Below are 21086 nucleotides of genomic sequence, written 5' to 3' on the forward strand. Positions count from 1 at the left end.
ATTCGCGGCAACTCATAAAACTTTGAATTTTAAACAGATATTTAAATCCATAACACTTAACGCCGAATCCAAATCTGCACGTTAACGTGATGTGCAAGATATCACATGAAAATAACATATTACAAAGAAGCGAATTCTTTTTCCGCCATATTTCAATAAATCATTACAGACCTCAATTATTAGAAATAGAAAATATAATCGTAAAAGTGTGTCCGTCCGGTAATCCCCGCATTCAATTCATAAATTAGCTACGGCATGGTGTTCTCTTTGCAAAGGGGAATGACCGTGCAGCAACATCAACGAAGAGAAGTGCAAGACTGGCTCAATCTATTTGAGCAACAAAAACAAAGCGGACTCACTGCGGTAGAGTTTTGTCGCCAGCAGCAGATTAATGTTCAAACTTACTATACCCGACGTCGCGATATTCGGCTTCAACGAACAAGCAGCAAGTTTGTTCAAGTGAAGCGTGAAGTCACGAAGGTTGAATCCTACACCGAAGCAACGGGTGGCGACCTCCTCCTGAAATTGGGAAACGCTCAACTTAGCGTGCCAACCAATATTAACCCTCACTGGGTTGCCGCTGTGATGAAGGCATTAAGCGAATGAAGATGTTCGTTGAGCCTGCTGATATTTACCTATACATGGATATCGTCGACTTCCGCAAATCGATTAACGGCTTAATTGTCGTTGTTGAGCAGGATATGAACCTGAATCCGTTTCGCGATGCTCTGTTCGTCTTCTGCAACAAAAAGCGCGATAAGGTCAAAATACTCTATTGGGATAAAACGGGCTTCGCACTCTGGTATAAACGCCTCGAGAAGCATCGCTTTAAATGGCCTGTCGATGCGAACTTAAAACAGATGCATATGAGTGAACAACAGTTACAATGGCTGTTATCGGGCTACGATGTCATAGGCCATCAGCCCTTGCATTACAATGCATCCGGCTTATAACCTGTGATCATAAGTAGCGATTAACGATCACGAAATAGTCTTAATAATGTAAGGTAATCAGCAGCTTAATACGGGATAATAACGGTATGAACGAGAAAGAATATCAATCCCGCATTGCTGAACTTGAAGCGCTTCTTGAAGAGAAGAGCGCGCGGATTGCCTATTTAGAAGAACAGTTCCGTGTTGCCCAGCACAAGCAGTTCGGTAAAAGCACCGAAGGCCACCCTGGGCAAGGTGAGTTGTTCAATGAAGCGGAAGAACTGGTTGTTGAAACTGAAACAGCTGAAACAGCTGAAGAAGCGATTAGCTACACTCGTAAAAAGCCTGTACGTAAACCGCTACCGAAAGACCTGCCTCGCGAAGTTATTGTTCACGATATCAGCGACGAAGAGAAAGTCTGTGCCTGTTGTGCGAGTGAGTTACATCGTATAGGTGAAGATAAGTCAGAGAAACTTCAGTTTATTCCTGCTCAGGTTAAAGTGATTGAGCATGTTCGCCCTAAATATGCGTGCCGTACTTGCGATAAAGACGGTATCAGCAATAAGGTAAAACAAGCGCCTGTGCCTCACAGCGTTATCCCAAAAGGTTATGCCACACCAAGCTTGTTAGCCCAAATTATCACCAGCAAATACCAATATGGCTTACCACTTTATCGCCAAGAAGCTATGTTTAAGCAGCATGGTATCGAATTAAGTCGTAAAACCATGGCTGACTGGATAATCCGCTGCGCTGAGCTGTTTAAACCGCTTTATGAACAGCTTCATCAACATCTGCTAAAACAACCCGTTATCGCGGCGGATGAAACCACGCTGAAAGTCGTTGAGTCTGAAAAAGCGAACAGCTATATGTGGCTGTACGCCAGTGGCGCTGACTCGCCTAGCGGTAATATCACCGATACAGCGACATCCAATATCGTGTTGTACGACTACCACAATAGTCGGGCTGGGCAATGCGCAGTAGACTTCCTGCAAGGCTATAGCGGCTACCTGCAAGTGGATGGCTATCAAGGCTACGAGCAAACGCAAGCCACACTCATTGGTTGTTGGGCACATGCACGTCGTAAGTTTATCGAAGCCAAAAAAGGTGCAGGAAAGAAAGGCAGTGGCAAAGCAGATTGGGCGCTCAATCACATCCAAAAACTCTACCGCATCGAAACACAGCTAAAAGATAAAACGGTGGAAACGCGCTACCTTACCAGACAAGAAAAGAGCCTACCGTTGCTCAATCAGCTTCACGCATGGCTAATGAAATCAGTTCAACAAGTGTTACCGAAAACCAAATTAGGCGAAGCGATACAATACTGCTTGAACCAATGGGAAAAGCTTGTACGTTATACACTCGACGGCCAACTAAGTATCGATAATAATCGCGCTGAGCGCGCGATTAAGCCATTCGTCATAGGCAGAAAAAACTGGCTGTTTAGCCAAACCGCCACAGGCGCAAACGCCAGTGCCGTGCTCTACAGTGTTATCGAAACTGCAAAAGCCAACGACCTCAATGTGTTCGAGTATGTGATGACTTGCCTTGATGAACTCAGCAAGCCCGACGTCGATATCGAGCAACTGCTACCATGGCAGTTTGCTAAGCGCTAGGTGGAATTGCCGGACGCTTACGTAAAAGTAGCTTAAACAATGTTCTTACTTGTAATTATTCATTCAAAGATAAAACGGTTTTAAATTCTAAATTTAATATTATAGATACTTAAAATTTAAATAGGTAAGGTTTGAAATTCCAGCCCTCAATTAAACCGATCTTTGTTACTCTATAAATAGTTTATTTAACATAATATACATTATGCGAAATTAAGTATTATGACGGTTGAAGGGTTAATGCATGGCTTGTTGGTCGGTTTGCTGTGCGTGATGGCTTACATACTTTTTCGGCGTTATGTAAGATTTGCCGGCTTTAAGCTTTTCAATGATGAGGAAACTTGGTCACTTTTGTATTTATAGCTAAGACAATAACGCCGAATATAGATGGGTATTTAATATGTGATGCTGTGTGAAATCTGACGAGCTACACCCCTGCAAATAAGATTTCATTCACGTACGAACACATTTATAAATTAAAGATGACTGGCAAGTCGACGTCCTTGGGGTCTATATCTAGTCAAAATTGCAAAAGAGTTTGTAAAATAATGATTTAATCATCTGAGAATTGACATCAATCACCCTCAATTGCCAAAGAAGGTTTCAATGCAAAGAATTTTATTTGAACATTCGGAACACTACGTTTAATGTGAATTACCTGAAGTAAGAAGCAATATTTGTTTATAGGATTGTGTTAAATGCCAAACTGGATGGTGGAATTTTTGTATGCTGTTCTAATGTCTAAGTGATGTGTTTTTGCATTCTTGTTAGGGATTATCCTGTTCTTCTTGATAAGCGCTTATGGTCACCATGATATGAAAAATTTTCAACTACAAGGAGTTTTTAAAGGAATTGAAGATGTTATCAGAGATAAATTTCTTAGACGGTACGATAAACTAGCTCTCGGCGCTCTGATTGCCTGCTGGATTCTGGCATTTAAGTTTTATATCAAAGATAGAAAGTGTTTCTTATAAACCTGGAATACCGTGACATGACATCTCAACTTGCCATTACTGACACCATCGACCTACAAGCGTCACTGCGAGATATTCTTGACACTCAAGAATTTAAATCGGTGTACCCTACTTTGTCTGAGTATCTTGATTCATTTGAGCAACAAGGCATTCCTGCAAAAAACGATTTGAGGCAATTACTTAATTTTTTGGTAACAGGCTTAAGCAATGCAAAAGGCACGCAATCAAGGTTCAGAAATGAGGCAGAGAGATTTACCTTGTTTTGCTGGCACGAACGCGGTAAATCTGTTCTAGATACTAAACTTGAAGACATAAAGTTGTATATCGATTGGATTTGGTCACCACCAAAAAAACTAATTGCTGACACAACAATATCGAGCCGCTTTAAATACAGATCTAATTCAGATATTCGCGTAGTCAATCCAGAATGGCGCCCTTTCGTGCATCGCACGCCTAAAGCAAATCGGAAAATCGAATTATTGATAGCACCTGGTAAAGCTTCCAGCACTAAACATGCCTATAAAATCTGCCAAACGTCACTTCGCAATTCGTATGCATCATTAAATGTTTTTTTTAAATGGCTAATAGATGCTGAACTAGTTATGCGTAACTATTTGGCTGACGCTAAGAAAAACTGTAAATATCTGATTAAAGGTAAGGTATATCAGCCGCCACATACATTTGACGATGAGGTCTGGGATACATTTATAAAGTGTCTGACAGATGCAGCTGACGGAAACCCAAAGTTTGAAATTCACAGGTTTGTAGTGTTGTCCCTAAAAGTGTTGTTCTTAAGAATCTCGGAATTATCTTCTCGTGATTATTACACCCCTTTGTTCAATCATTTTAGACCGGACCCTAAGGCGTGTTGATCTTTCGTGATTAGTTTTTGAACAGCATGGTAAAGAGTTATAATTTGCTTCGCCAAAAGTAAAAGAACAACTCACTACCATGCCAAGACTAATGCTAACTGATAAGCGGTGGCAAAAGCTACTTCAAGTAATGAAGAGCACTGGCCGCATTTACAACAAACCAGAACATAGAATGACGTTTGAAGGGATATTATTCCGGCTGAGAACCGGTATTCCTTGGCGTGATTTACCGGCAGAATTTGGCAGATGGAGCGCCGTTTATCGCCGATTCAATTTATGGTCAAAGAAAGGTTTATTGAATATGTTATTCAATGAGTTAGCTAAACTAGCTGATTACGATTGGGTCTTTGCTGACGGTTCAATTATTAAAGCTCATCAGCATAGTACCGGAGCTGCTACTACTGATAATGAATGCATTGGAAAGAGCCGAGGTGGTAACTCAACAAAAATTCATCTAGCCGTGGATAGTGGCGGGCTCCCCATATATTTTGAACTGTCAGAAGGCCAGAGAAATGATATCGCTCGCGCTCAAAGTCTAGTTGATCACTTAAGAGAAGTTAACATTTTCGTCGGCGACAAAGGGTACGATAGTGATACTTTGAGGAAATATATTGAAGCTAAAGGTGGTGCTTCAGTCATACCCAAACGAAACTATGGTCAGGATATAGATAAAGACAGCGTTGATTGGTGTCTCTATAAATATCGTCACCTTGTTGAAAACGCCTTTGCTCGAATAAAGCATTATCGTTCAATATCAACGAGGTATGAAAAATTAGCAAGGAATTATGCCAGCATGGTATCACTGGCATTTTCAATGATGTGGCTACCCATGTACTGCTGAGTGAAATATGTACAGCAAAGATCAACAGACCCTAGTAATGAAGGCTGGGTATTACATGTCGTAGGCAAAGGAAAAAAAGAACGTGTAGTAACGGTACCTGATTCATATATCGAAAGTGTGCTGGGTAGATACCGTGAATCGATGGACTTAGCCCCCCTTCCCAGAATCGATGAAGACACTCCTATCCTCCCGTCTACCAAAACTGATAAACCGCTTAAGCAAGACAGTGTCAATAATATTGTTGAAGAGGCGTTCGATTTAGTTATTTCTACTCTTATGAAGAGTGGAAAGAAACAACAGGCGCTTGATATAGCCGGCGCATCATCGCATTGGTTGAGGCATACCGGTGCTACTCAAGCATTAGATGAATTGAACGAAACTATGCTAGCCGAAGAACTTGGCCATGCCAGCGTAAAAACTACAGTTGAAATTTATGTAGCTCCCGCACACAGAGATAGAATACGCAAAGGTTCTCAACGAAAGCTCTGAGCAAAAAATCCATTATTTTGAACTTGGCGATAGCGTATCTTAGATAAGTACTGATAGTCTCAGTTTGGTCAAAAGCGGTCATCTGCTAATAATTTCTGGACGACTGGTTTGTACGCAGTCCGTGTGAAAACTCATATTTAGAGACTGTAACTAATTTTGTGTAACTGCCTATCACAACATCAGGGCAAGATCACGAACATTTATTGAACAACTGAGTTAACAAGAAACATTACAACTGGACGAAATATAGTAGCTGTGATCTTATACTCTCTTTTGCGGAGAGAGTCACGGGCACAGGTGCATTTGAACAGCTTTTTAGTGAGTTAGAAGATCCTCGTCAATCAGCTAAAGTGGCGCATTTATTCACTGATATTTTATTCCTTGTAGTGTGTGCTTCTATCGCTGGTGCCAAAGGCTGGGAAGACATTGAAGATTTTGGTGATTTACACTTTGACTGGTTCAGCGAGAAAGGCTTATTTAAGAATGGATTGCCCGTTCATGACACTATTGCTCGTGTTATATCAAGAGTCGATAGCGAACAGTTTCAGCGCTGTTTTATAGGTTGGATGCAATCAGTCGCAGAGTTATCTGAAGGGCAGCTAATTGCGATTGACGGTAAGCGGCTTTGGGCTTTTACTAAACAAAGCCCTAAAATCACGCATAGCGAATGAGAATTATTTGCATAGAGCGTTCCCACACAGAGTGCATTGCAAATGAACGAACCCTGTCAATAAGCAACAGGTATTATTTGTTTTTGACGCGCTACTCCGACTTCAACATGGAACGCTATTACATTCAGATATTTGTTGATCTTTAATAAAAATGGACTAGGGAAACTGCGAATAAGTCCTGCAATTTAGTTCTTGAACCAGCCTTTGCACTTACCGTCTAATTTTTGAACGCTAAAATTTCAATTTCGGCAAATATACTGCCGTTTTAGGCCTGATTTCGGCCTTATTCCGGGTTATTCCCGGATTTCAGATAGATCTTGGCTGTCGCCTTAACATCTGGTCTACTTTAAACAGGTTCGCCAAGGTGAATAACATGGCTAACTGTGAGTCATTTTTCATCAGCCCTTTATAACGTGCTTTGATAAAGCCAAACTGACATTTGATGATCCGAAACGGATGCTCCACTTTTGCTCTGATGCTGGCTTTTAAGTATTCGATGTTAATGGCCGTTTTGTTTTTGCGAGGATGCTTTTTCAGTGCCCGGACATTTCCGGGGCGTTCAGCAATCAGCCATTCCACATTCGTATCTTGCAACTCTTCCCGCATCGAAGCGCCCTGATAACCGGCATCGCCGGAAACGAATTCTTCTTCGCCATGCAACAGGTTCTTCAACTGGTTCAGGTCATGCTCGTTTGTGGCGGTGGTCACCAGCGTATGGGTGAGGCCACTCTTGGCATCCACACCAATATGGGCTTTCATACCGAAGTGCCATTCATTGCCTTTCTTGGTCTGATGCATATCAGGGTCTCGTTCATTCTTTTTGTTTTTAGTGGAGCTGGGTGCTTCAATAATCGTCGCATCCACCAGTGTACCCTGCGTCATCATCACACCGCAGTCAGACAGCCATTGGTTGACCGTTTTGAATAATTTGCGAGTCAGCTTGTGCTTTTCCAGCAAGTGTCGAAAGTTCATAATGGTAGTGCGGTCTGGAATGGCTTTATCCAATGTCAGTTGCGCAAACTGACGCATCAAGGCAATTTCATATAACGCATCTTCCATGGCTTCATCACCGAGGCTATACCATTGCTGCATACAATGAATGCGAAACATGGTCTCAAGCGCGTACGGACGTCTACCATTGCCAGCTTTAGGATAAAAGGGTTCAATCACTTCCAGGGGTTTTGCGCCCATCCCCTCGAAATCGGCATCAGAATGATGACGGCCAAATGAACGTAAGCGGTCAAAATAGACCGCTCTTTTATTCTTAAGCTAAGCCCCTAAAATCTAATCATTGATTAATATAGGAGAAAATATCAATGACTAGACGAAGCTCTCAAGAATGGCAGCAACTTATCGATGCGCAAGAAGCCAGCGATATGACCATCGCGCAGTTTTGCCACACGCACCACATTAACCAGTCCACTTTTTATTTGCAACGCAAAAAACGTCAAGCTTTGTCGTTGCCGCAGACATCACCGCAATGGCTGCCCATTGACAGCATGACCTCACATCGGCCAGCCATGCGCCAATGGCAAATCGAGTTAACGCTACCAAACGGTGTGGTGCTGAACATGAGTAGAGATGGTTAATGCTAACAGCAAGTAGCGCTAAAATATGGTTATATCTTGGTATTGCCGATATGCGCAAGCAGTTCGACGGCTTAGCGGCGTTGGTGAACAATCAGTTGCAGATGCAAGCACAGCTCGGCGATTGGTTTGTGTTTGTGAACCGCAAACGCACCATGATAAAAGTGCTGTATTACCATCAAGGCGGTTACTGTTTATGGTCGAAAAGATTGGAGCGGGGCACCTTCGGTAAAGTGTCAGGTAATGGGCATAAAATCGCCCTGAACACCGCGCAGTTACAGTGTTTGATTGATGGTGTTTATTGGCAAAAAGGCAAACAAAACATGCGACTTAAGTAGCTGAATTTGCTATACTTAGCCGCATGAAAAGCGCTGCCGATTTGCCACAAAACACACCTCATATTCCACAAGAAGAATATGCTAATGTGTGTGCAAAACTGGCTGAGTCACAAGCACACGCCGCGCAGTTGCAACAACAAGTCGACTGGTTTAAGCGTCAGTTGTTTGGGCGTAAGTCAGAAAAGCACATAGTAGAGAATTCTGACCAAACGCAGTTGTTTGGCCAAGCGACGAATGAAGATTTACCGCCAGCACCTAAAAAAGCCGTCAAAGGCTATGCCCGCTCCACTAAACAAAAAGATGACAATAACGTCAATGATACCGGCCTTCGCTTTACTGATGACGTGCCCACAAAAGTGATTGATGTGCCTTGCCCCGAGCTTGAAGGTGAGGATGCTGATAAGTATGAAATTATTGGCACGAAAGAGACCCATCGCTTAGCGCAACTGCCAGGTAGCTACCAAGTCTTAATTTATCGCAAAAAAGTCTTTAAAAGCAAAGAAACGGGCAACATGTTGTCCCCCTCAACTCCCGATAATGTGTTAGAAGGGGCGTATGCGGATGTATCACTATTAGCGGGCCTCATGGTTGATAAAGCCGTATTCCATTTACCCCTTCACCGACAGCATTTACGTATGCTGCAATCGGGTGTGACTTTATCGCGGGCGAGCTTAATCAACTACGTCAGTCAAAGCATTGATTTAGTTATCCCTATCGCACAAGCAGTGCTGAGTAATATACTGAGTGGGGGCAACATCAGCATGGATGAAACGCCGATGAAGGCGGGTCGACAAGCCTCGACTCGCCGCAAACATAACACCATGAAACAAACCTACTTCTGGCCCATTTATGGTGAGCAAGATGAAGTGGCCTTTACCTGGTCATCTTCTCGCGGCAAACAACATGCGATTGCGCAACTCACTGGCTTTAATGGCACCTTGCTAAGCGATGGTTATGCGGTGTATAGCCAAATCATTGATACGCTAAACAGCCAAGGCCAACACATCACCCATGCAGCCTGTTGGGCGCATACGCGCCGCTACTTCGAAAAAGCATTGGATTATCATCCTAAAGAGGCACAATACGCCTTGGCTGAAATACAAAAGCTGTATAAAGTGGAAGCACACATACGAAAACACGCGCTTAATGCCGAGGATACCGTGCAATATCGCCTCAAACACAGCGAGCCTGTCATCAATGCTCTGTTTCATTGGCTATACGAGCAACGCCAACGCCCAGAATTATTACCTAAAGATCCGTTAAGCAAAGCCTTAGCTTATGCCTATGACCGTCATCATGAGTTAAAGACTTACCTGACGCACGCACAAGTGAATATCGACACTAATCATTTAGAAAGGGCCTTACGCGTTATCCCTATGGGTAAGAAGAACCATTTGTTCTGCTGGAGTGAGTTGGGCGCAAAACAGCTTGGTGCCTTGCATACACTCACCGTGACCTGCAAATTACACAACATCAATCCATACCACTACCTAGTCGATGTACTGCAACGCGTATCGCAACATCCAGCCAAAGACATCATCGACTTAACCCCTAGACGCTGGAAAGCACTGTTCGCTGATAAACGCCTGCGCTCAGACATAGAAAAGTGAAGACGCTATGACCGAAAAAGAAACGAAAACGACCATCGATATTAGCCAACTCACTCTCGACCAATTGTATATACTCAATGAAGCGGTCGTTAACCGCATTGATGAATTACGAGCAAAACAAGATAGAGAAGCGCTTGCTAAACTGCGCCCAGGCATGAAAGTGCAGTATGCTCATGATGGCAAAACTATCACCGGCACGTTACTTAAGAAAAATAGAAAAACGGTGCTCATTGCTAACAACAATGGCAAGACGCATCACAAGGTGCCGGCTGGCATAGTAACTGCGGTTAGCGTTGCTAAACTCGATCTTAGTCAGGCGGTCAAGAACGGTCTAAAATGATCGGTTACAAATGAACGCGCTTTTTGTGAATTCTTCGAAAAACTGCCAAATAATTAAAAATAGGCATAGATAACTAAAATGATAAAAGCTTCTGCTGTGAGAATGACCCTCATGCTTGTTCAAGCAATAACTGCGCGTACAGTGAAATAGTCTTTTGACTAATGGTAGACATCGCCAAGACTATTACTACTAGTAGACAAAGTTGTGAGGTGTCCACATGTCTAAAGATGTAAATAAGCTACTCGCAGGTCAACTTCTGATTGTTGAAGATGACGCCATTACTTCTGAACTTATATCAAACAACCTCACAGCATTAAAGAAAATCCGTATTGTTGCAAACGGTAAAAGTGCAGTTAAGTTTTGCCAATTGTATAAACCAGATATCATTGTGCTAGATGTTTACTTACCAGACATCAATGGTATTGAGCGCTACCGACTTCCTAAAGAAGCCACTATCTCTCTCAACTCTTCAACAATGACTTGTTAAACACTTGAATACTTCAAAACAATTAGAAACATATCGAGAGTTGATACATGTAGATCAATTGACTGGTGTGTTTAGTCGGTACTATTTTAGTATGCACTCAATACATCATAAGCGGCATTTTCATCAGCATGGACAGTAGTTGAGCCGCAGATATGCTTTGTCATCGCTGCTTCAACGGCATCTGAATTTTCAGAACGAATAATAACAAGTAAACTTGAGGGGCGTTTTCGGGTTAGCAATCAACACCCCTCTAAATAGTTCTAGTAGAGGATGATGCTTGCGTTTGCTCTAACTGTCACATTGCCAGCTGGATCGATAATAGTACCCGCATTGGCGTAAATTGTACCGCCGAGACTCTTTTTATACTCCTTTGACTGTACAACCCAATTCATAGTGTAGATTGTATTGGGTTTTATCGGTGCTGTGAACTTTACATCCATGTGAGCTCCAAGCATAGGACCAAATTTCATGAAGTGAGTAGGAAGAAGAGCGGAAAATACTGCAGTGATATGGCTGCCACTTGCAATAATCCCTCCAAGACGAATTGTTTGTTCGTTATCTGGGTCATTATGTACAGGATTTAAATCGCCAATGAACTTGGCTCCATCTACTACTTCCTTCTCACTTAAGAGTAATTGGGACTCAATGATGTAGCCTACGTCTGGCAAATATTCTTTCTGCTCCTGAACGCTTTGCATAGATTGCATTAGCCAACCTCCTTTAGAAGATGGTGCTGATTTCTCAGATTAAGATTTTCGCTAGTTTGCAATGATGGCGCGGAATAGCGGAAATCATGAGCCCATACAAATTGATGCCAATAGCTCTCTGCAATCTCAATCCATATTTTGAGTAGATTTTCATCTTTGACGAATCTCTTTTGATTTATCATTATCCAACTCATTACAGCTTGGCTGTCTCTACAATCCTCGCAATGTCCTGAAGTGCAGCAAAAGTTTACCGTTTTGCAGTCTGAGGCGTAGGCATTAAATCCTGGAAGTACAGCATTACCGTTCTTAATTCTTTCAGCATTTTGTGGATGGTCTACACTCACACTGGGGCAAACATCATATCCAAAATCTCCCCAGTGACTTTTCCCTGTTACCATAGCTTCAATGTAGTAAGGGTGGCTAGCGAGTGTCTCTGGAAACAACTCCCTGACTCGCAAAATTTCATCAAGTAATCTTTTTTCGTACTTGGTCCGGAGTGGATCGCTCGTACCATACTTACTATAAAAATTAACTGAGACTGTATTTCCATTTTCCGATATTTTTCTCACTGTCTCTTCGATATGAGCAATTCCATCTTCAGTCACTGCAAAAATGAAATGGGCTCTCGGATCATATTTATAGTTCTTAAGAGCAGTCTCAAATAGACCCGAAAAGGAGTTTCCGTTAGGTTTGATCGCTCGCAGGTCATCGTCTAGAGAGCCACCACCAAACAAAGAGATTAAAACCGAAAAATCCTTAAAGCCTTCTTTGGGCAAAGCTTTAAGACCATTGGTTGATATGCTATTAAACTCCATAATCTCAGCAAATAATTCGAGTCTTTTGGGATGGAGCGTAGGCTCGCCTCCTATAATCAGACTAGTATTGATACCTCTATTCCTCTCAGAGATAAGAAACTTTTTAATTTCATCCTTTTTGGACAAATCTTTTGTTCTTTTGTCAAAGTCATATTCAAAAAACCAACAACCTTTACACCTTATATTGCACGCTGTAGTGATTAAATACTCTGACACTCTAACTCTTGAACTAATTTGTTTAATCCGTTGATAACGAGCATAATATTCAAAGTCACCGTTAAGCCTTTTAAATATTGCATTTTTGGTAACATCTTTCATAAGCAAATCCTTCTAGCATAAGATTAGAGAAACTTTCTGTTTGCAGTATCGTCTGGTACATGAAGTCCAAGAGCTTCTAATTTTCTTCTGGCCTTTTCCGCAAATTCGTTGCGTGCAACGGAATATGACTTTTGCCTCAACCCGTATTTCACGTACAATTCTGACCTTGGGGAATCACTTCTGCCAAAGGTATCAAGTGTTACTGGCCACATTCTTATAAGAGCTTCTTGAATTTGCTTGAATCCATTTTTCGTCTTACACATGCTCCTCGTAATCCTGAATCCATGCCCAACGTGCAGTTTTTCATCCTTTAAAACATGAGGGCACATGTCAGCAATAGGCCTGTAGGAACTTTGAGCCATTTCCTCTAGGACATCAATTACAGCGTCTTCTACAAGAGTCGAAATCAATGCTCTTTCAGCCCAATTTCGACAACTTTTTACGGCTTCGGTCGCGTAGAACGCTCTATCGTTCAAGTTTTGCGATAGCATAAATGACGTATCTATACCAATATCTAATAAAATGTCCGCAGCTCTTTGATAGTGGTCAAGTTCATCCTTGGCTAATTCGCAGCACACTGCTTTCTCGTAGGGGTCATTTGTCAAAAAGTAAAACAATTTTACATAGTCATCAGCTCCAGAAAGTTCCCCTTCAGCATGGGCAGTCAATTGCCTCTTAACGAGATCTTGATATTCTTTAGGTGTTTCAAGTAGTTCTGATGGAGTTGATATATGGAATGGGCTTACATCTTTTACAGCAATAGATTCTTGTAGCATTTCACAGTCCTTTTTGGAAAAGTAGTTACCAAGAACAAATGCGAAGTTAATCTTGGTAAGGTCCTGTCTATAGGATGCCCACCTTTTTCAGAAATTCAAATTGCTACTAATGTTCATGACAGCAGAAAATGAGTTACATCAATGCCTAACAGATAACTGGACCTTTAAAGCAAACACATGTTTTACTTGAACCTACAAAATAACTCAAAAAAATCAAGGCGAGTTCCACACAACGTCATACGGCTTTCCAATTGGAAAGTCCATACCACAAAATAACCATAGAAATGATCTGCAAATTTGTAAAGACGTTGTTTAAAAAATTTGCCAGAAAGTAATAAAGTTATTAACTAAGTTCTTAACGCTGGGAATTGATATCACGAGCTACGACCATACCTAAAGTATAGTCGCGTGATTACTAAAGGAACTTGACGGTCTAACTAACCTGAACTCGGTTTAAGAAATTGAACTAATTGCCTGTTCCAAGATCCGATCTTTCGACCAAGAAAAATATGGACCAAAAAGTGTTCAGCGTTCTCCAAGTCCCAATGCCACATACCGTCCAATGACGAGTGTTCAATAAACCTGAATATGCGCGTATCGGATTGAACTAAGTCGAGCAACTCTTTCTCAAGTCTATGCAATGGTAATACCTTTTAGTTCAACGCCGACGTTTGAACTTCCTCTATTTACACCTACTGCTGTGTTAATGATAGCGTCAGTATCTCAATGAAGAAACTAATTAAATTAATACTAAATCAATAAATTCATCAAACAAGAAAGTATTAAAAAACGACCGTTTTATGAGAGTGAAAAGTATTTTCTCCGCTCGGTCTGATTTTATTGGTTCTATTTGTTTTATAAACCCATCTCATTTAATATAGTCTCATAAAGTCATTTTTCAACATGTAAATAAGATTATGGGGCTCAAAATAGGGTATGCTCGAGTAAGTACATCTGATCAAGACTTAAATCTACAGATCGATGCGTTAATGAACAACGGGTGTGCTCCTGAACATATTTTTACCGATAAAACGTCGGGAGCAAAATCAACTCGACCAGGATTAGATAAATGTCTTGATACATTGTCATCTGGAGACATTTTAATAGTATGGCGATTAGATCGTCTTGGCCGCTCAATGTCTCACTTGATCAATTTGATTGAGTCATTAGTTGAAAAAGACATTGGATTCAAATCGATCCAGGACGGTGCTATTGATACAACAACAGCTTCAGGTGAGTTGATGTTCAATATATTTAGTGCATTGTCGCAATTTGAGAGACGATTAATCCAAGAGCGGACCAATGCTGGTTTATCTGCTGCAAGAGCACGAGGACGGAATGGCGGTAGACCTAAAATCGGTATCAACAACCCTAAAGTCCAGATGGCAAAGCAGATGCACCAAAATAATTCACTTTCTATAGAGTCTATTTGTAATTCACTTTCTATATCTAAAGCAACTTTCTATCGTTATTTAGCAATGTGATTATAAGAAAGCAACTCATTGAACTATTATTCACTTTGCAGAGGCTCCACACCACTAAGCAAACCTGCCAAATCAATCGCTTTACGATTTTTGTTAAAGGCATACTCTCCGTTCAAGTTGATGTGCTGCCAAGCAACCGGTGATAGTTTAGAAATAATATCTACCACATCTTGTCTACCGTTTCTTTCTTGGATCTTCAAAAAGGCTGATAACAAGGCAGAATTATAATAGATAATACAGTTTGAAATGAGCCGCGCACAATCATTCCATTGAGACACCTGATAATCGTTACCACCACGAAATCTATTACCATTGACTGAGGTAATGGCTCGTTTTAACTGGTGATAGGCTTCCCCTCTATTTAACGCTTGCTGAACATAATGGCGTAGTGTTGAGCTATCAACGTACTCCAAAACGTAAATCGCTTTAATTAGACGATCATACTCATGCAAAGCTGACAACGTGCGACTCTTGCCGTTACTGAGCTTTCTAATGATGGTGCTTTGAGTAGTTGTCTTTTGGCTAAGAGAACAAAGGATATGTTGAATGTTTTCCCATTCTTCAGCCACTAATTTATAGTTAACGTCTTTCTTTAACTGAATTCGGCCACCTTCTTCTTCAGTAACTTCAAATAAGTCAAAAAACACTCGTTTCATTTTTGCGTATCGAGGCGCAAAGGTGTAGCCAAAGAAATCTAAAATAGCGAAATTGACGTTATTCGTGCCGTGGTTATCGGTGGATAACGTATTTGGCTGTATCTCAGAGGTATTGTTGTAAAGCAAATCAAATGCAAAATGACCTTCATATTCATTCGCGCCAATAACTTGAGTATTCACTGGCACATGATTTGACACTAACGTCAGCGCTGAGACACCTTTGCCTTTGGCAAAATACTTGGATGAATAACGGGCTTTAAAGGTGTTGATCCTACACTCGAATTTTTGACCATCGATGCTTGAAAATAACTGATTGTCATCAATATGGTAGTAAGCAAATATTGGCAGGATAGCAATGGCATTAGAGATCTGATCATTAGACTCTTTCAGCGTCTCGTATCTGATGTAACTATCATTAACACTGCGCAACTTTCCCATCGAACGGTCGGAGATATTGGCCATTTTATATAGGCCGTAATTCGTACCGTTGGCGAGTATGCAGGCAACCAGATCTTCTTTGTCTACTGATGATTTTTGTTTTGTGGTAGCGATATGTGTAAAAGCATTGAGGTAATTAGTTTTTTCGTCAACAAACAGCATAAGCTCGACAATACCCATATGCTGAATTTGATTATAGAGAGGGTTATCAACCGTTTGTTGCCAGCGGCTATTTGGGATAGACCATTTTAGTTCTGACTTACCAGGTATAACTTCGACGTATTTGTTGTCACCACTGAATATATGTGTGCCAGCCTCTTTCAATTTCACTTCAAGCTGATACTGCTTCTCATCCAAGGTTTGGTTAATTGGTGCTGATAGTTTATCAAGCCCTGTATTTTCAATAATATCGTCTTTGTTTTGCCATTCTTTTGGCTGGATTAAATCTGAACTCAGACTACGATTATTGACACTCTCTTTTACGGTAAGGCTATTGTTTTGAAATAGTTGCTCTGCTTTACGATACAGGAAGTACTCAAAACGAATAGCTATTTGCTTAGAAACTTCTCCTTGCAAATACCCTCGGTCACCTTTGGGTACCAAGTCTAGGTTGATGGTTCTAACAGCCTTGCATTCACTGAGTTCAGAGCGCAACGTTACATACTGATTATGTAAATCATCTTTTAAATGGATAAACTCAATGTCTATGGCCATGAACAAGGAGCGTAGAAGTTTACTCACCTTGCTTGACTGTTTATCAATAAATTGCCACTCATATTTACGCCCATCAAAATCATTGCTATCAAGATGTTCGCTAAGCAATTTAATGTTCTCAGCAGGTAGCAACTTAAAGGCTTTTTTGCGTACATCGCCAAAGGTCAATGCATCGTCAATATCGCTGTCAATGAAGTAATTCAGCAGACTGCCAGCCGATTTCAATTTTGTTCTGACAATGTTTATATCTTCGATAACTCCCTGTTTGGCGTGACTCTTTGCTCCTTCAGCAAGCTTTCGGACGAGATAGATAAATGCAGAAACGAGGTTGTCGTTAGTTTCGCGGTACCTGAAGAATAGATAACAAACAAGATATAACAAGGTTTGACTATCAGCATGTCTTTTTAACTTATAAACCGACTTGTGTTTTACTAAAGACGCGTAGTATTCAAGGTTTTTCGGTGACAGCTCTAATTCAGCAATCAGTGTCTTAATTTCTGGATAAAGCGCACGTATGATTTTATGCGTCTTTAGTTCTTGTGATATTTGGCTGGCTGAAAAATCCTTCGCCATGCGCTTTAACATAGCGAGATCTGTGAACGTGCTTTTGGAATCAAGCAATCTAAGAAGCGTAGCTTTTGTATCACTGCCTAGGTTTTGGTTCAGGACAGACTCAATGCGACTACGCTCACTAGAAAGTACACTCGATATGATATCTTGAAGTGTCGTATAACCAGCTAACGCAATCCTGTTTTGTCCAAAGTAAGCAATGCATTCATCAAACACATATCTTGGCTCTTGATTGATTTTAACAACGACATTGAGCCTTTTGAGTAAAGGTGCCTTGTCATTCTTGCTCTGGTAAACGGAGAAGCCTGTATAAGTCAGAAGTTTTCTAACTAACGCTGTTTTGGTTCGCGGTGGAATATCTTCATCTTGAACGCTTTTATCGCTGAAATATTTTGCTTTAACGTAGTTAAAGTCAGGTTCAACATCTGAGAATGTAAAATTGAAAATTATTGGTCTGGATCTGAAATAACCCAATAAGAGGATAAAATAGATTCTGGTCTCTGTTTGCCTCAACGTATTGACCAGTTTCTGAGTTTCCTTGTCGAGTGAAAAGTAGTCTTCTCTGTCGGAGTGACTAAAGTTGGGGAGAGCATAAAGTTCTTTGACTTCAAACGACGTGAGTATTTGAATGCGTTTTGTTTGTTCAGCAGCGATGGCATATAGTCCTGATTATTTTTTCATAATCATAACAGACTCAATGTTTTAATTCCTAATGCCGATTTCGAGGGGATGGGCGCAAAACCCCATAAAGGCGCGAAACTCCGGCCAACCATCACTATCTGATTTCCAGTCACCAACGCTAATTTTGAAATTATCTGGTTCGTCTTTGTATTTGTATTTGTATTTGTTAGGGATTATTTCTAAGTAATCACTCCAACCTAGTTCACTATCAGATGCCATGGTGATAATTCCTATATCTAACTTACTATCAACTCAGTACCAAAAAACGAACCCTTGCCGACCTTTTCAGTAGGTATCAAGCGAGATCCACAAAACTCACCATACTCATCTCTAGCAGGAACCCACCGATATTGACCTTTATTTATTTTTGCACCACTAAGATCAATGGCAGCATCTTCTTACTGAGAAGGTATAAACTGTTCCTGACAGGCTTTTTTCATAGCATCGGGAGTTACATCACCTTTTGCTATAAAAGCGTGTGTCACGCCCTCTGCGCTTAGCTGTGTCACTTTCACCTGTCGGCTCATGTTAAATTTCCTATCACACTCTAATTTGACTTGGTAAACGAAGTATTAGCCCACTTACTTACCAAAATACTTATAACCAGCATTGGGATCGTAGATAATAGCCAATCAGTTGACACGTCACCTTTTGATGCAAAATAAAATACTGTTGCAGTCCAAATACCGCCAAAAACTGAATCCTTTAAACTAAGTTTTTTTGTAAAAAATACTGGAGTAAAAAAAACTGCAATAAAAGCTCCGTTTCCAAATGCAGCAACGCTAGGATTGCCAATAATTAAACCCAATGGACCTAGCACTATTCCGGTAATTATTAGCCATGCATAAATGTTTGCTAAAGGCGATTTATTCATAACTGGTTTTTTACTATTTTCTTTTATAACCCGAACATTCATCCACGCAAAGAGTATGAACTGCGCAAAGAAGAAAATATTCGTTTTGCCGAAGAGTCGGTGTTCCCTTTATTGATGCTGACTACGATCGCGACAACTGGTTTACACGTGCCAAAGGTATGGAACACGAGCCAGAACGAGGTATTCGTTGCACCATGTGTTTTGATATGCGCTTTGAGCGCACTGCCCTCTACGCCCACGAGCACGGCTTTAAAGTAATGACCAGCTGTTTAGGTATTTCGCGCTGGAAAGACATGAAACAAATTAACGACTGCGGGCATCGCGCCGCCAAGCCTTATGAAGGGTTAACTTACTGGGACTACAATTGGCGAAAGGGTGGCGGCTCTGCGCGTATGATTGAAATTAGTAAACGAGAAAACTTCTATCAACAGGAATACTGCGGGTGTGTTTACTCCCTACGTGATACCAACAAGCACCGACTAGCTCAAGGGAGAGAAAAAATCGAACTTGGCGTAATGTATTATAGCAATGAAGAACCGGCTCACGTTTCAGAGAATAAAGACTAGTTCTCACAGTACGTTGTCTATGCGTTTAACATTGTTGCCTTGCATTGGTGTACAAATTACTCAAAAGAAAACACGGCAGGCAAGGAATCATACCCCTTATCCCCTGCCGTAGTTACAAGCCTCCAGAGAAAAAAGACAATTTTTTCCTACAGTACAACGTCACTAAAGCGATTGCTGATACTGTTGGGCAGCACGTTGTTTTTCAGGTTTAAGTACCTTAGACCACAAGACGTCACCTTCACGATTAATGTGAGACACAGTTAATTTCTGACTCTGCGCATCTATACTCATTACACCAAAGAACTGATACCCCGACACCGGTGATAAATTTGGTGGCAGGTCGTCTGGTATGCCTTTAAATACCAGCTCAGGCCCGAACGTGTTATCAAGACGATTAGGCCCAAAGGTGCCAGCGTGAAGTGGGCCGCTTACAAATTCCCAAAATGGCTTAAACTGTTTGAATTGTGCGTTAGTGGGCGAATAATAATGAGACGCACAATAATGCACGTCAGCGGTGATAAAATGGACATTCTCTATATCGTGCAGTTTTATGAAACTAAGCAGTTCAGCAACATCTGCTTCACGGCCAGTAACTGGTCCGTCGCGGTTAGCAACAGCTTCAATAGTACCGTCGTGATAATCTTCGACCACTAGCCCTATGGGCATGTCCAAGGCTATAATTTTCCACACACCTTTAGCATCAAGCAGCGACGCTTTCAACCAAGCCAATTGCTGGGCACCAAATATATGCTCCTTCACGTCCTCTCTTGTTTGAGAAGGTGTTCGGTTTGCAGTGCGATAGCTGCGCATATCCACCAAAAATAAATCAAGCAGCGGCCCTCGCGAAACATGCTGATAAAGCTGCTGTCTTGCTGTATCAGGTAACGGATTACACTCAACCATAGCGGTGCGTGCACGCTGAGCTAAGGTGGACGCTTGTTTAGTTTCGTATCGCTGATCCTCTACTATTTGATTTGGATACCAGTTATTACGCACTTCATGGTCATCCCATAAATAGTAGGTTGCAACGTGGCGATGAAACGCTGCGAAGTGAGGGTCAAAGTAGTTGTAATAAAACCGATCCCTAAAATCCTGGGTGGTTTGCGCAACATGATCGACATAGTCCGCATGCCGATTTTGCCACACACTGCCATCTTCAGCTTTTAATTCCGGTAATATGGGGTTGTCTGCGTAAATTTGATCGCCACAATGAACAAGAAAATCGGGCTGATGTTGCAACATGACTTGATAAGTTTTCATTCCCCCATGGGTAGGGTCTATGCCATAGCCTTGTCCAGCGGTGTCTCCAGACCAACAAAAACTAAGCGCTGCCGCCGTCGTGTGTGCTGTACAAAAGCGTCCAGATACATCATCGCTTATTTGCACGCCAGTTTCAGTATCGCGCATGTGACAGCGATAATAATACTCTGTGCCCGGTTTTAACGATGTTAATGTTGCTTTGCAATTAAAATCACGGTCAGCTTGCGCCTCACTACCTATTACAGTAACGATGTTATTAAAATTTTCGGTTTCGCTTATTTCTACGGCAAGAACACTATTTCGATTGGCCCTACACCAGATAATGGCGCTGTACTGAGTAGCACTACCGACCGCAGGTCCACTGGTAATGGCGCACCGGTAGACAAACGGATTGCTTGTTTGCGCACAGGCTACAACGGGTAAACCCGCTGTTGCCAGACTTAATTTAATGAAGTCTCTTCTTATCACACTGCTTTC

The 21086-nt window shown here is 41.5% G+C and carries 21 protein-coding genes and 3 pseudogenes; 14 read left to right on the plus strand and 10 right to left on the minus strand.

Features of this window, described 5'->3' with window-relative positions; genetic code table 11:
- The first annotated feature begins 279 nt into the window (after nt 1-279).
- The 7 genes and pseudogenes from tnpA (CW735_RS09680) to CW735_RS09710 form a co-directional block, all read left to right on the plus strand.
- The gene (gene tnpA, locus CW735_RS09680) at nt 280-606 is read left to right on the plus strand and encodes an IS66 family insertion sequence element accessory protein TnpA (RefSeq protein WP_232368427.1); all 327 of its coding nucleotides are present in this window, start codon (nt 280-282) and stop codon (nt 604-606) included.
- Complete coding sequence (tnpB, locus tag CW735_RS09685; protein WP_100971818.1) at nt 603-953, plus strand: IS66 family insertion sequence element accessory protein TnpB; 351 nt, start codon at nt 603-605, stop codon at nt 951-953. The genes tnpA (CW735_RS09680) and tnpB (CW735_RS09685) overlap by 4 nt, the downstream gene beginning before the upstream one ends.
- A gap of 86 nt (nt 954-1039) precedes the next feature.
- A complete protein-coding gene (gene tnpC, locus CW735_RS09690; protein WP_100971880.1) occupies nt 1040-2545 on the plus strand; it encodes an IS66 family transposase in 1506 nt (501 codons plus the stop codon).
- A gap of 988 nt (nt 2546-3533) precedes the next feature.
- A complete protein-coding gene (locus CW735_RS09695; protein WP_157812673.1) occupies nt 3534-4388 on the plus strand; it encodes a hypothetical protein in 855 nt (284 codons plus the stop codon).
- 79 nt (nt 4389-4467) lie between these two features.
- A complete protein-coding gene (locus tag CW735_RS09700) occupies nt 4468-5229 on the plus strand; it encodes an IS5 family transposase (RefSeq protein WP_100970740.1) in 762 nt (253 codons plus the stop codon).
- Nucleotides 5230-5718, plus strand: coding sequence for a site-specific integrase (locus tag CW735_RS09705; RefSeq protein WP_100971884.1), 489 nt, complete (start codon nt 5230-5232; stop codon nt 5716-5718).
- 263 nt (nt 5719-5981) lie between these two features.
- Nucleotides 5982-6344, plus strand: a pseudogene (locus tag CW735_RS09710) (ISAs1 family transposase); the annotation flags it as partial.
- Nucleotides 6345-6695: 351 nt separating this feature from the next.
- On the opposite strand, the pseudogene CW735_RS09715 reads toward CW735_RS09710, so the two are convergent.
- Nucleotides 6696-7565, minus strand: a pseudogene (locus tag CW735_RS09715) (IS5 family transposase); the annotation flags it as partial.
- A gap of 140 nt (nt 7566-7705) precedes the next feature.
- On the opposite strand from CW735_RS09715, the gene tnpA (CW735_RS09720) reads away from it, so the two are divergent.
- From tnpA (CW735_RS09720) to CW735_RS09740, 5 genes are all read left to right on the plus strand, one after another.
- Nucleotides 7706-7978 carry an IS66 family insertion sequence element accessory protein TnpA gene (gene tnpA, locus CW735_RS09720; protein ID WP_100970758.1) on the plus strand — a complete coding sequence of 91 codons (273 nt, stop codon included), beginning with the start codon at nt 7706-7708 and terminating at the stop codon, nt 7976-7978.
- Entirely contained in the window at nt 7978-8313 is a 336-nt protein-coding gene (gene tnpB / locus CW735_RS09725) for an IS66 family insertion sequence element accessory protein TnpB (protein WP_100970759.1), read from the plus strand. The genes tnpA (CW735_RS09720) and tnpB (CW735_RS09725) overlap by 1 nt, the downstream gene beginning before the upstream one ends.
- 23 nt (nt 8314-8336) lie before the next feature.
- Nucleotides 8337-9923 (plus strand): IS66 family transposase, encoded by a 1587-nt coding sequence (gene tnpC / locus CW735_RS09730; protein WP_198520977.1) that lies wholly within the window; start codon nt 8337-8339, stop codon nt 9921-9923.
- 7 nt (nt 9924-9930) lie between these two features.
- Nucleotides 9931-10263 (plus strand): hypothetical protein, encoded by a 333-nt coding sequence (locus CW735_RS09735; RefSeq protein ID WP_100970760.1) that lies wholly within the window; start codon nt 9931-9933, stop codon nt 10261-10263.
- 217 nt (nt 10264-10480) lie between these two features.
- The gene (locus CW735_RS09740; protein WP_015068647.1) at nt 10481-10750 is read left to right on the plus strand and encodes a response regulator; all 270 of its coding nucleotides are present in this window, start codon (nt 10481-10483) and stop codon (nt 10748-10750) included.
- 86 nt (nt 10751-10836) lie between these two features.
- On the opposite strand, the gene CW735_RS19555 is transcribed toward CW735_RS09740, so the two are convergent.
- The 4 genes from CW735_RS19555 to CW735_RS09755 are packed head-to-tail and all read right to left on the minus strand — an operon-like array spanning nt 10837 to nt 13366.
- Nucleotides 10837-10989 (minus strand): hypothetical protein, encoded by a 153-nt coding sequence (locus tag CW735_RS19555; RefSeq protein ID WP_020742482.1) that lies wholly within the window; start codon nt 10987-10989, stop codon nt 10837-10839.
- Between the two features lie 21 nt (nt 10990-11010).
- Nucleotides 11011-11457: a MaoC family dehydratase gene (locus CW735_RS09745; RefSeq protein WP_015068648.1), complete on the minus strand. Its 447-nt coding sequence runs from the start codon at nt 11455-11457 to the stop codon at nt 11011-11013.
- Nucleotides 11457-12590, minus strand: a complete 1134-nt coding sequence (locus CW735_RS09750; RefSeq protein ID WP_015068649.1) for a radical SAM protein — start codon at nt 12588-12590, stop codon at nt 11457-11459. The genes CW735_RS09745 and CW735_RS09750 overlap by 1 nt, the downstream gene beginning before the upstream one ends.
- Nucleotides 12591-12613: 23 nt before the next feature.
- Nucleotides 12614-13366 carry a Phenylacetic acid catabolic protein gene (locus tag CW735_RS09755; protein ID WP_015068650.1) on the minus strand — a complete coding sequence of 251 codons (753 nt, stop codon included), beginning with the start codon at nt 13364-13366 and terminating at the stop codon, nt 12614-12616.
- A 917-nt stretch (nt 13367-14283) separates the two neighbouring features.
- On the opposite strand from CW735_RS09755, the gene CW735_RS09760 reads away from it, so the two are divergent.
- Entirely contained in the window at nt 14284-14850 is a 567-nt protein-coding gene (locus CW735_RS09760; RefSeq protein WP_015068652.1) for a recombinase family protein, read from the plus strand.
- A gap of 26 nt (nt 14851-14876) precedes the next feature.
- On the opposite strand, the gene CW735_RS09765 is transcribed toward CW735_RS09760, so the two are convergent.
- The 4 genes from CW735_RS09765 to CW735_RS09775 all read right to left on the minus strand — a co-directional run bounded on the left by CW735_RS09765 (nt 14877) and on the right by CW735_RS09775 (nt 18783).
- Nucleotides 14877-17882, minus strand: coding sequence for a Tn3 family transposase (locus CW735_RS09765; protein WP_088941599.1), 3006 nt, complete (start codon nt 17880-17882; stop codon nt 14877-14879).
- Nucleotides 17883-17930: 48 nt separating this feature from the next.
- Nucleotides 17931-18128 (minus strand): hypothetical protein, encoded by a 198-nt coding sequence (locus CW735_RS09770; protein ID WP_100971889.1) that lies wholly within the window; start codon nt 18126-18128, stop codon nt 17931-17933.
- Nucleotides 18129-18307: 179 nt separating this feature from the next.
- Nucleotides 18308-18436, minus strand: a complete 129-nt coding sequence (locus tag CW735_RS20020) for a hypothetical protein (RefSeq protein ID WP_269748008.1) — start codon at nt 18434-18436, stop codon at nt 18308-18310.
- A 20-nt stretch (nt 18437-18456) separates the two neighbouring features.
- Nucleotides 18457-18783 (minus strand): hypothetical protein, encoded by a 327-nt coding sequence (locus tag CW735_RS09775; RefSeq protein ID WP_100971891.1) that lies wholly within the window; start codon nt 18781-18783, stop codon nt 18457-18459.
- 60 nt (nt 18784-18843) lie between these two features.
- Here CW735_RS09775 and CW735_RS09780 point away from each other — a divergent pair.
- Nucleotides 18844-19349 (plus strand): annotated as a pseudogene (locus tag CW735_RS09780) (epoxyqueuosine reductase QueH).
- A 162-nt stretch (nt 19350-19511) separates the two neighbouring features.
- Here CW735_RS09780 and CW735_RS09785 read toward each other — a convergent pair.
- Nucleotides 19512-21077 carry an alkaline phosphatase D family protein gene (locus tag CW735_RS09785; RefSeq protein WP_020743580.1) on the minus strand — a complete coding sequence of 522 codons (1566 nt, stop codon included), beginning with the start codon at nt 21075-21077 and terminating at the stop codon, nt 19512-19514.
- Between the last annotated feature and the right edge of the window lie 9 nt (nt 21078-21086).

Source organism: Alteromonas sp. MB-3u-76 (assembly GCF_002831605.1).
GTDB lineage: Bacteria > Pseudomonadota > Gammaproteobacteria > Enterobacterales > Alteromonadaceae > Alteromonas > Alteromonas hispanica.

Coding starts and splice junctions, on each gene's coding strand:
- CW735_RS09735 (WP_100970760.1), top strand. CDS start 9,931: ATGACCGAAAAAGAAACGAAAACGACCATCGATATTAGCCAACTCACT.
- tnpC (WP_198520977.1), top strand. CDS start 8,337: ATGAAAAGCGCTGCCGATTTGCCACAAAACACACCTCATATTCCACAA.
- CW735_RS09740 (WP_015068647.1), top strand. CDS start 10,481: ATGTCTAAAGATGTAAATAAGCTACTCGCAGGTCAACTTCTGATTGTT.
- tnpC (WP_100971880.1), top strand. CDS start 1,040: ATGAACGAGAAAGAATATCAATCCCGCATTGCTGAACTTGAAGCGCTT.
- tnpB (WP_100970759.1), top strand. CDS start 7,978: ATGCTAACAGCAAGTAGCGCTAAAATATGGTTATATCTTGGTATTGCC.
- CW735_RS09775 (WP_100971891.1), bottom strand. CDS start 18,783: ATGAATAAATCGCCTTTAGCAAACATTTATGCATGGCTAATAATTACC.
- tnpA (WP_100970758.1), top strand. CDS start 7,706: ATGACTAGACGAAGCTCTCAAGAATGGCAGCAACTTATCGATGCGCAA.
- CW735_RS20020 (WP_269748008.1), bottom strand. CDS start 18,436: ATGAGCCGACAGGTGAAAGTGACACAGCTAAGCGCAGAGGGCGTGACA.
- CW735_RS09760 (WP_015068652.1), top strand. CDS start 14,284: ATGGGGCTCAAAATAGGGTATGCTCGAGTAAGTACATCTGATCAAGAC.
- tnpA (WP_232368427.1), top strand. CDS start 280: ATGACCGTGCAGCAACATCAACGAAGAGAAGTGCAAGACTGGCTCAAT.
- CW735_RS09700 (WP_100970740.1), top strand. CDS start 4,468: ATGCCAAGACTAATGCTAACTGATAAGCGGTGGCAAAAGCTACTTCAA.
- CW735_RS09755 (WP_015068650.1), bottom strand. CDS start 13,366: ATGCTACAAGAATCTATTGCTGTAAAAGATGTAAGCCCATTCCATATA.
- CW735_RS09695 (WP_157812673.1), top strand. CDS start 3,534: ATGACATCTCAACTTGCCATTACTGACACCATCGACCTACAAGCGTCA.
- CW735_RS09750 (WP_015068649.1), bottom strand. CDS start 12,590: ATGAAAGATGTTACCAAAAATGCAATATTTAAAAGGCTTAACGGTGAC.
- tnpB (WP_100971818.1), top strand. CDS start 603: ATGAAGATGTTCGTTGAGCCTGCTGATATTTACCTATACATGGATATC.
- CW735_RS09745 (WP_015068648.1), bottom strand. CDS start 11,457: ATGCAATCTATGCAAAGCGTTCAGGAGCAGAAAGAATATTTGCCAGAC.
- CW735_RS09770 (WP_100971889.1), bottom strand. CDS start 18,128: ATGGCATCTGATAGTGAACTAGGTTGGAGTGATTACTTAGAAATAATC.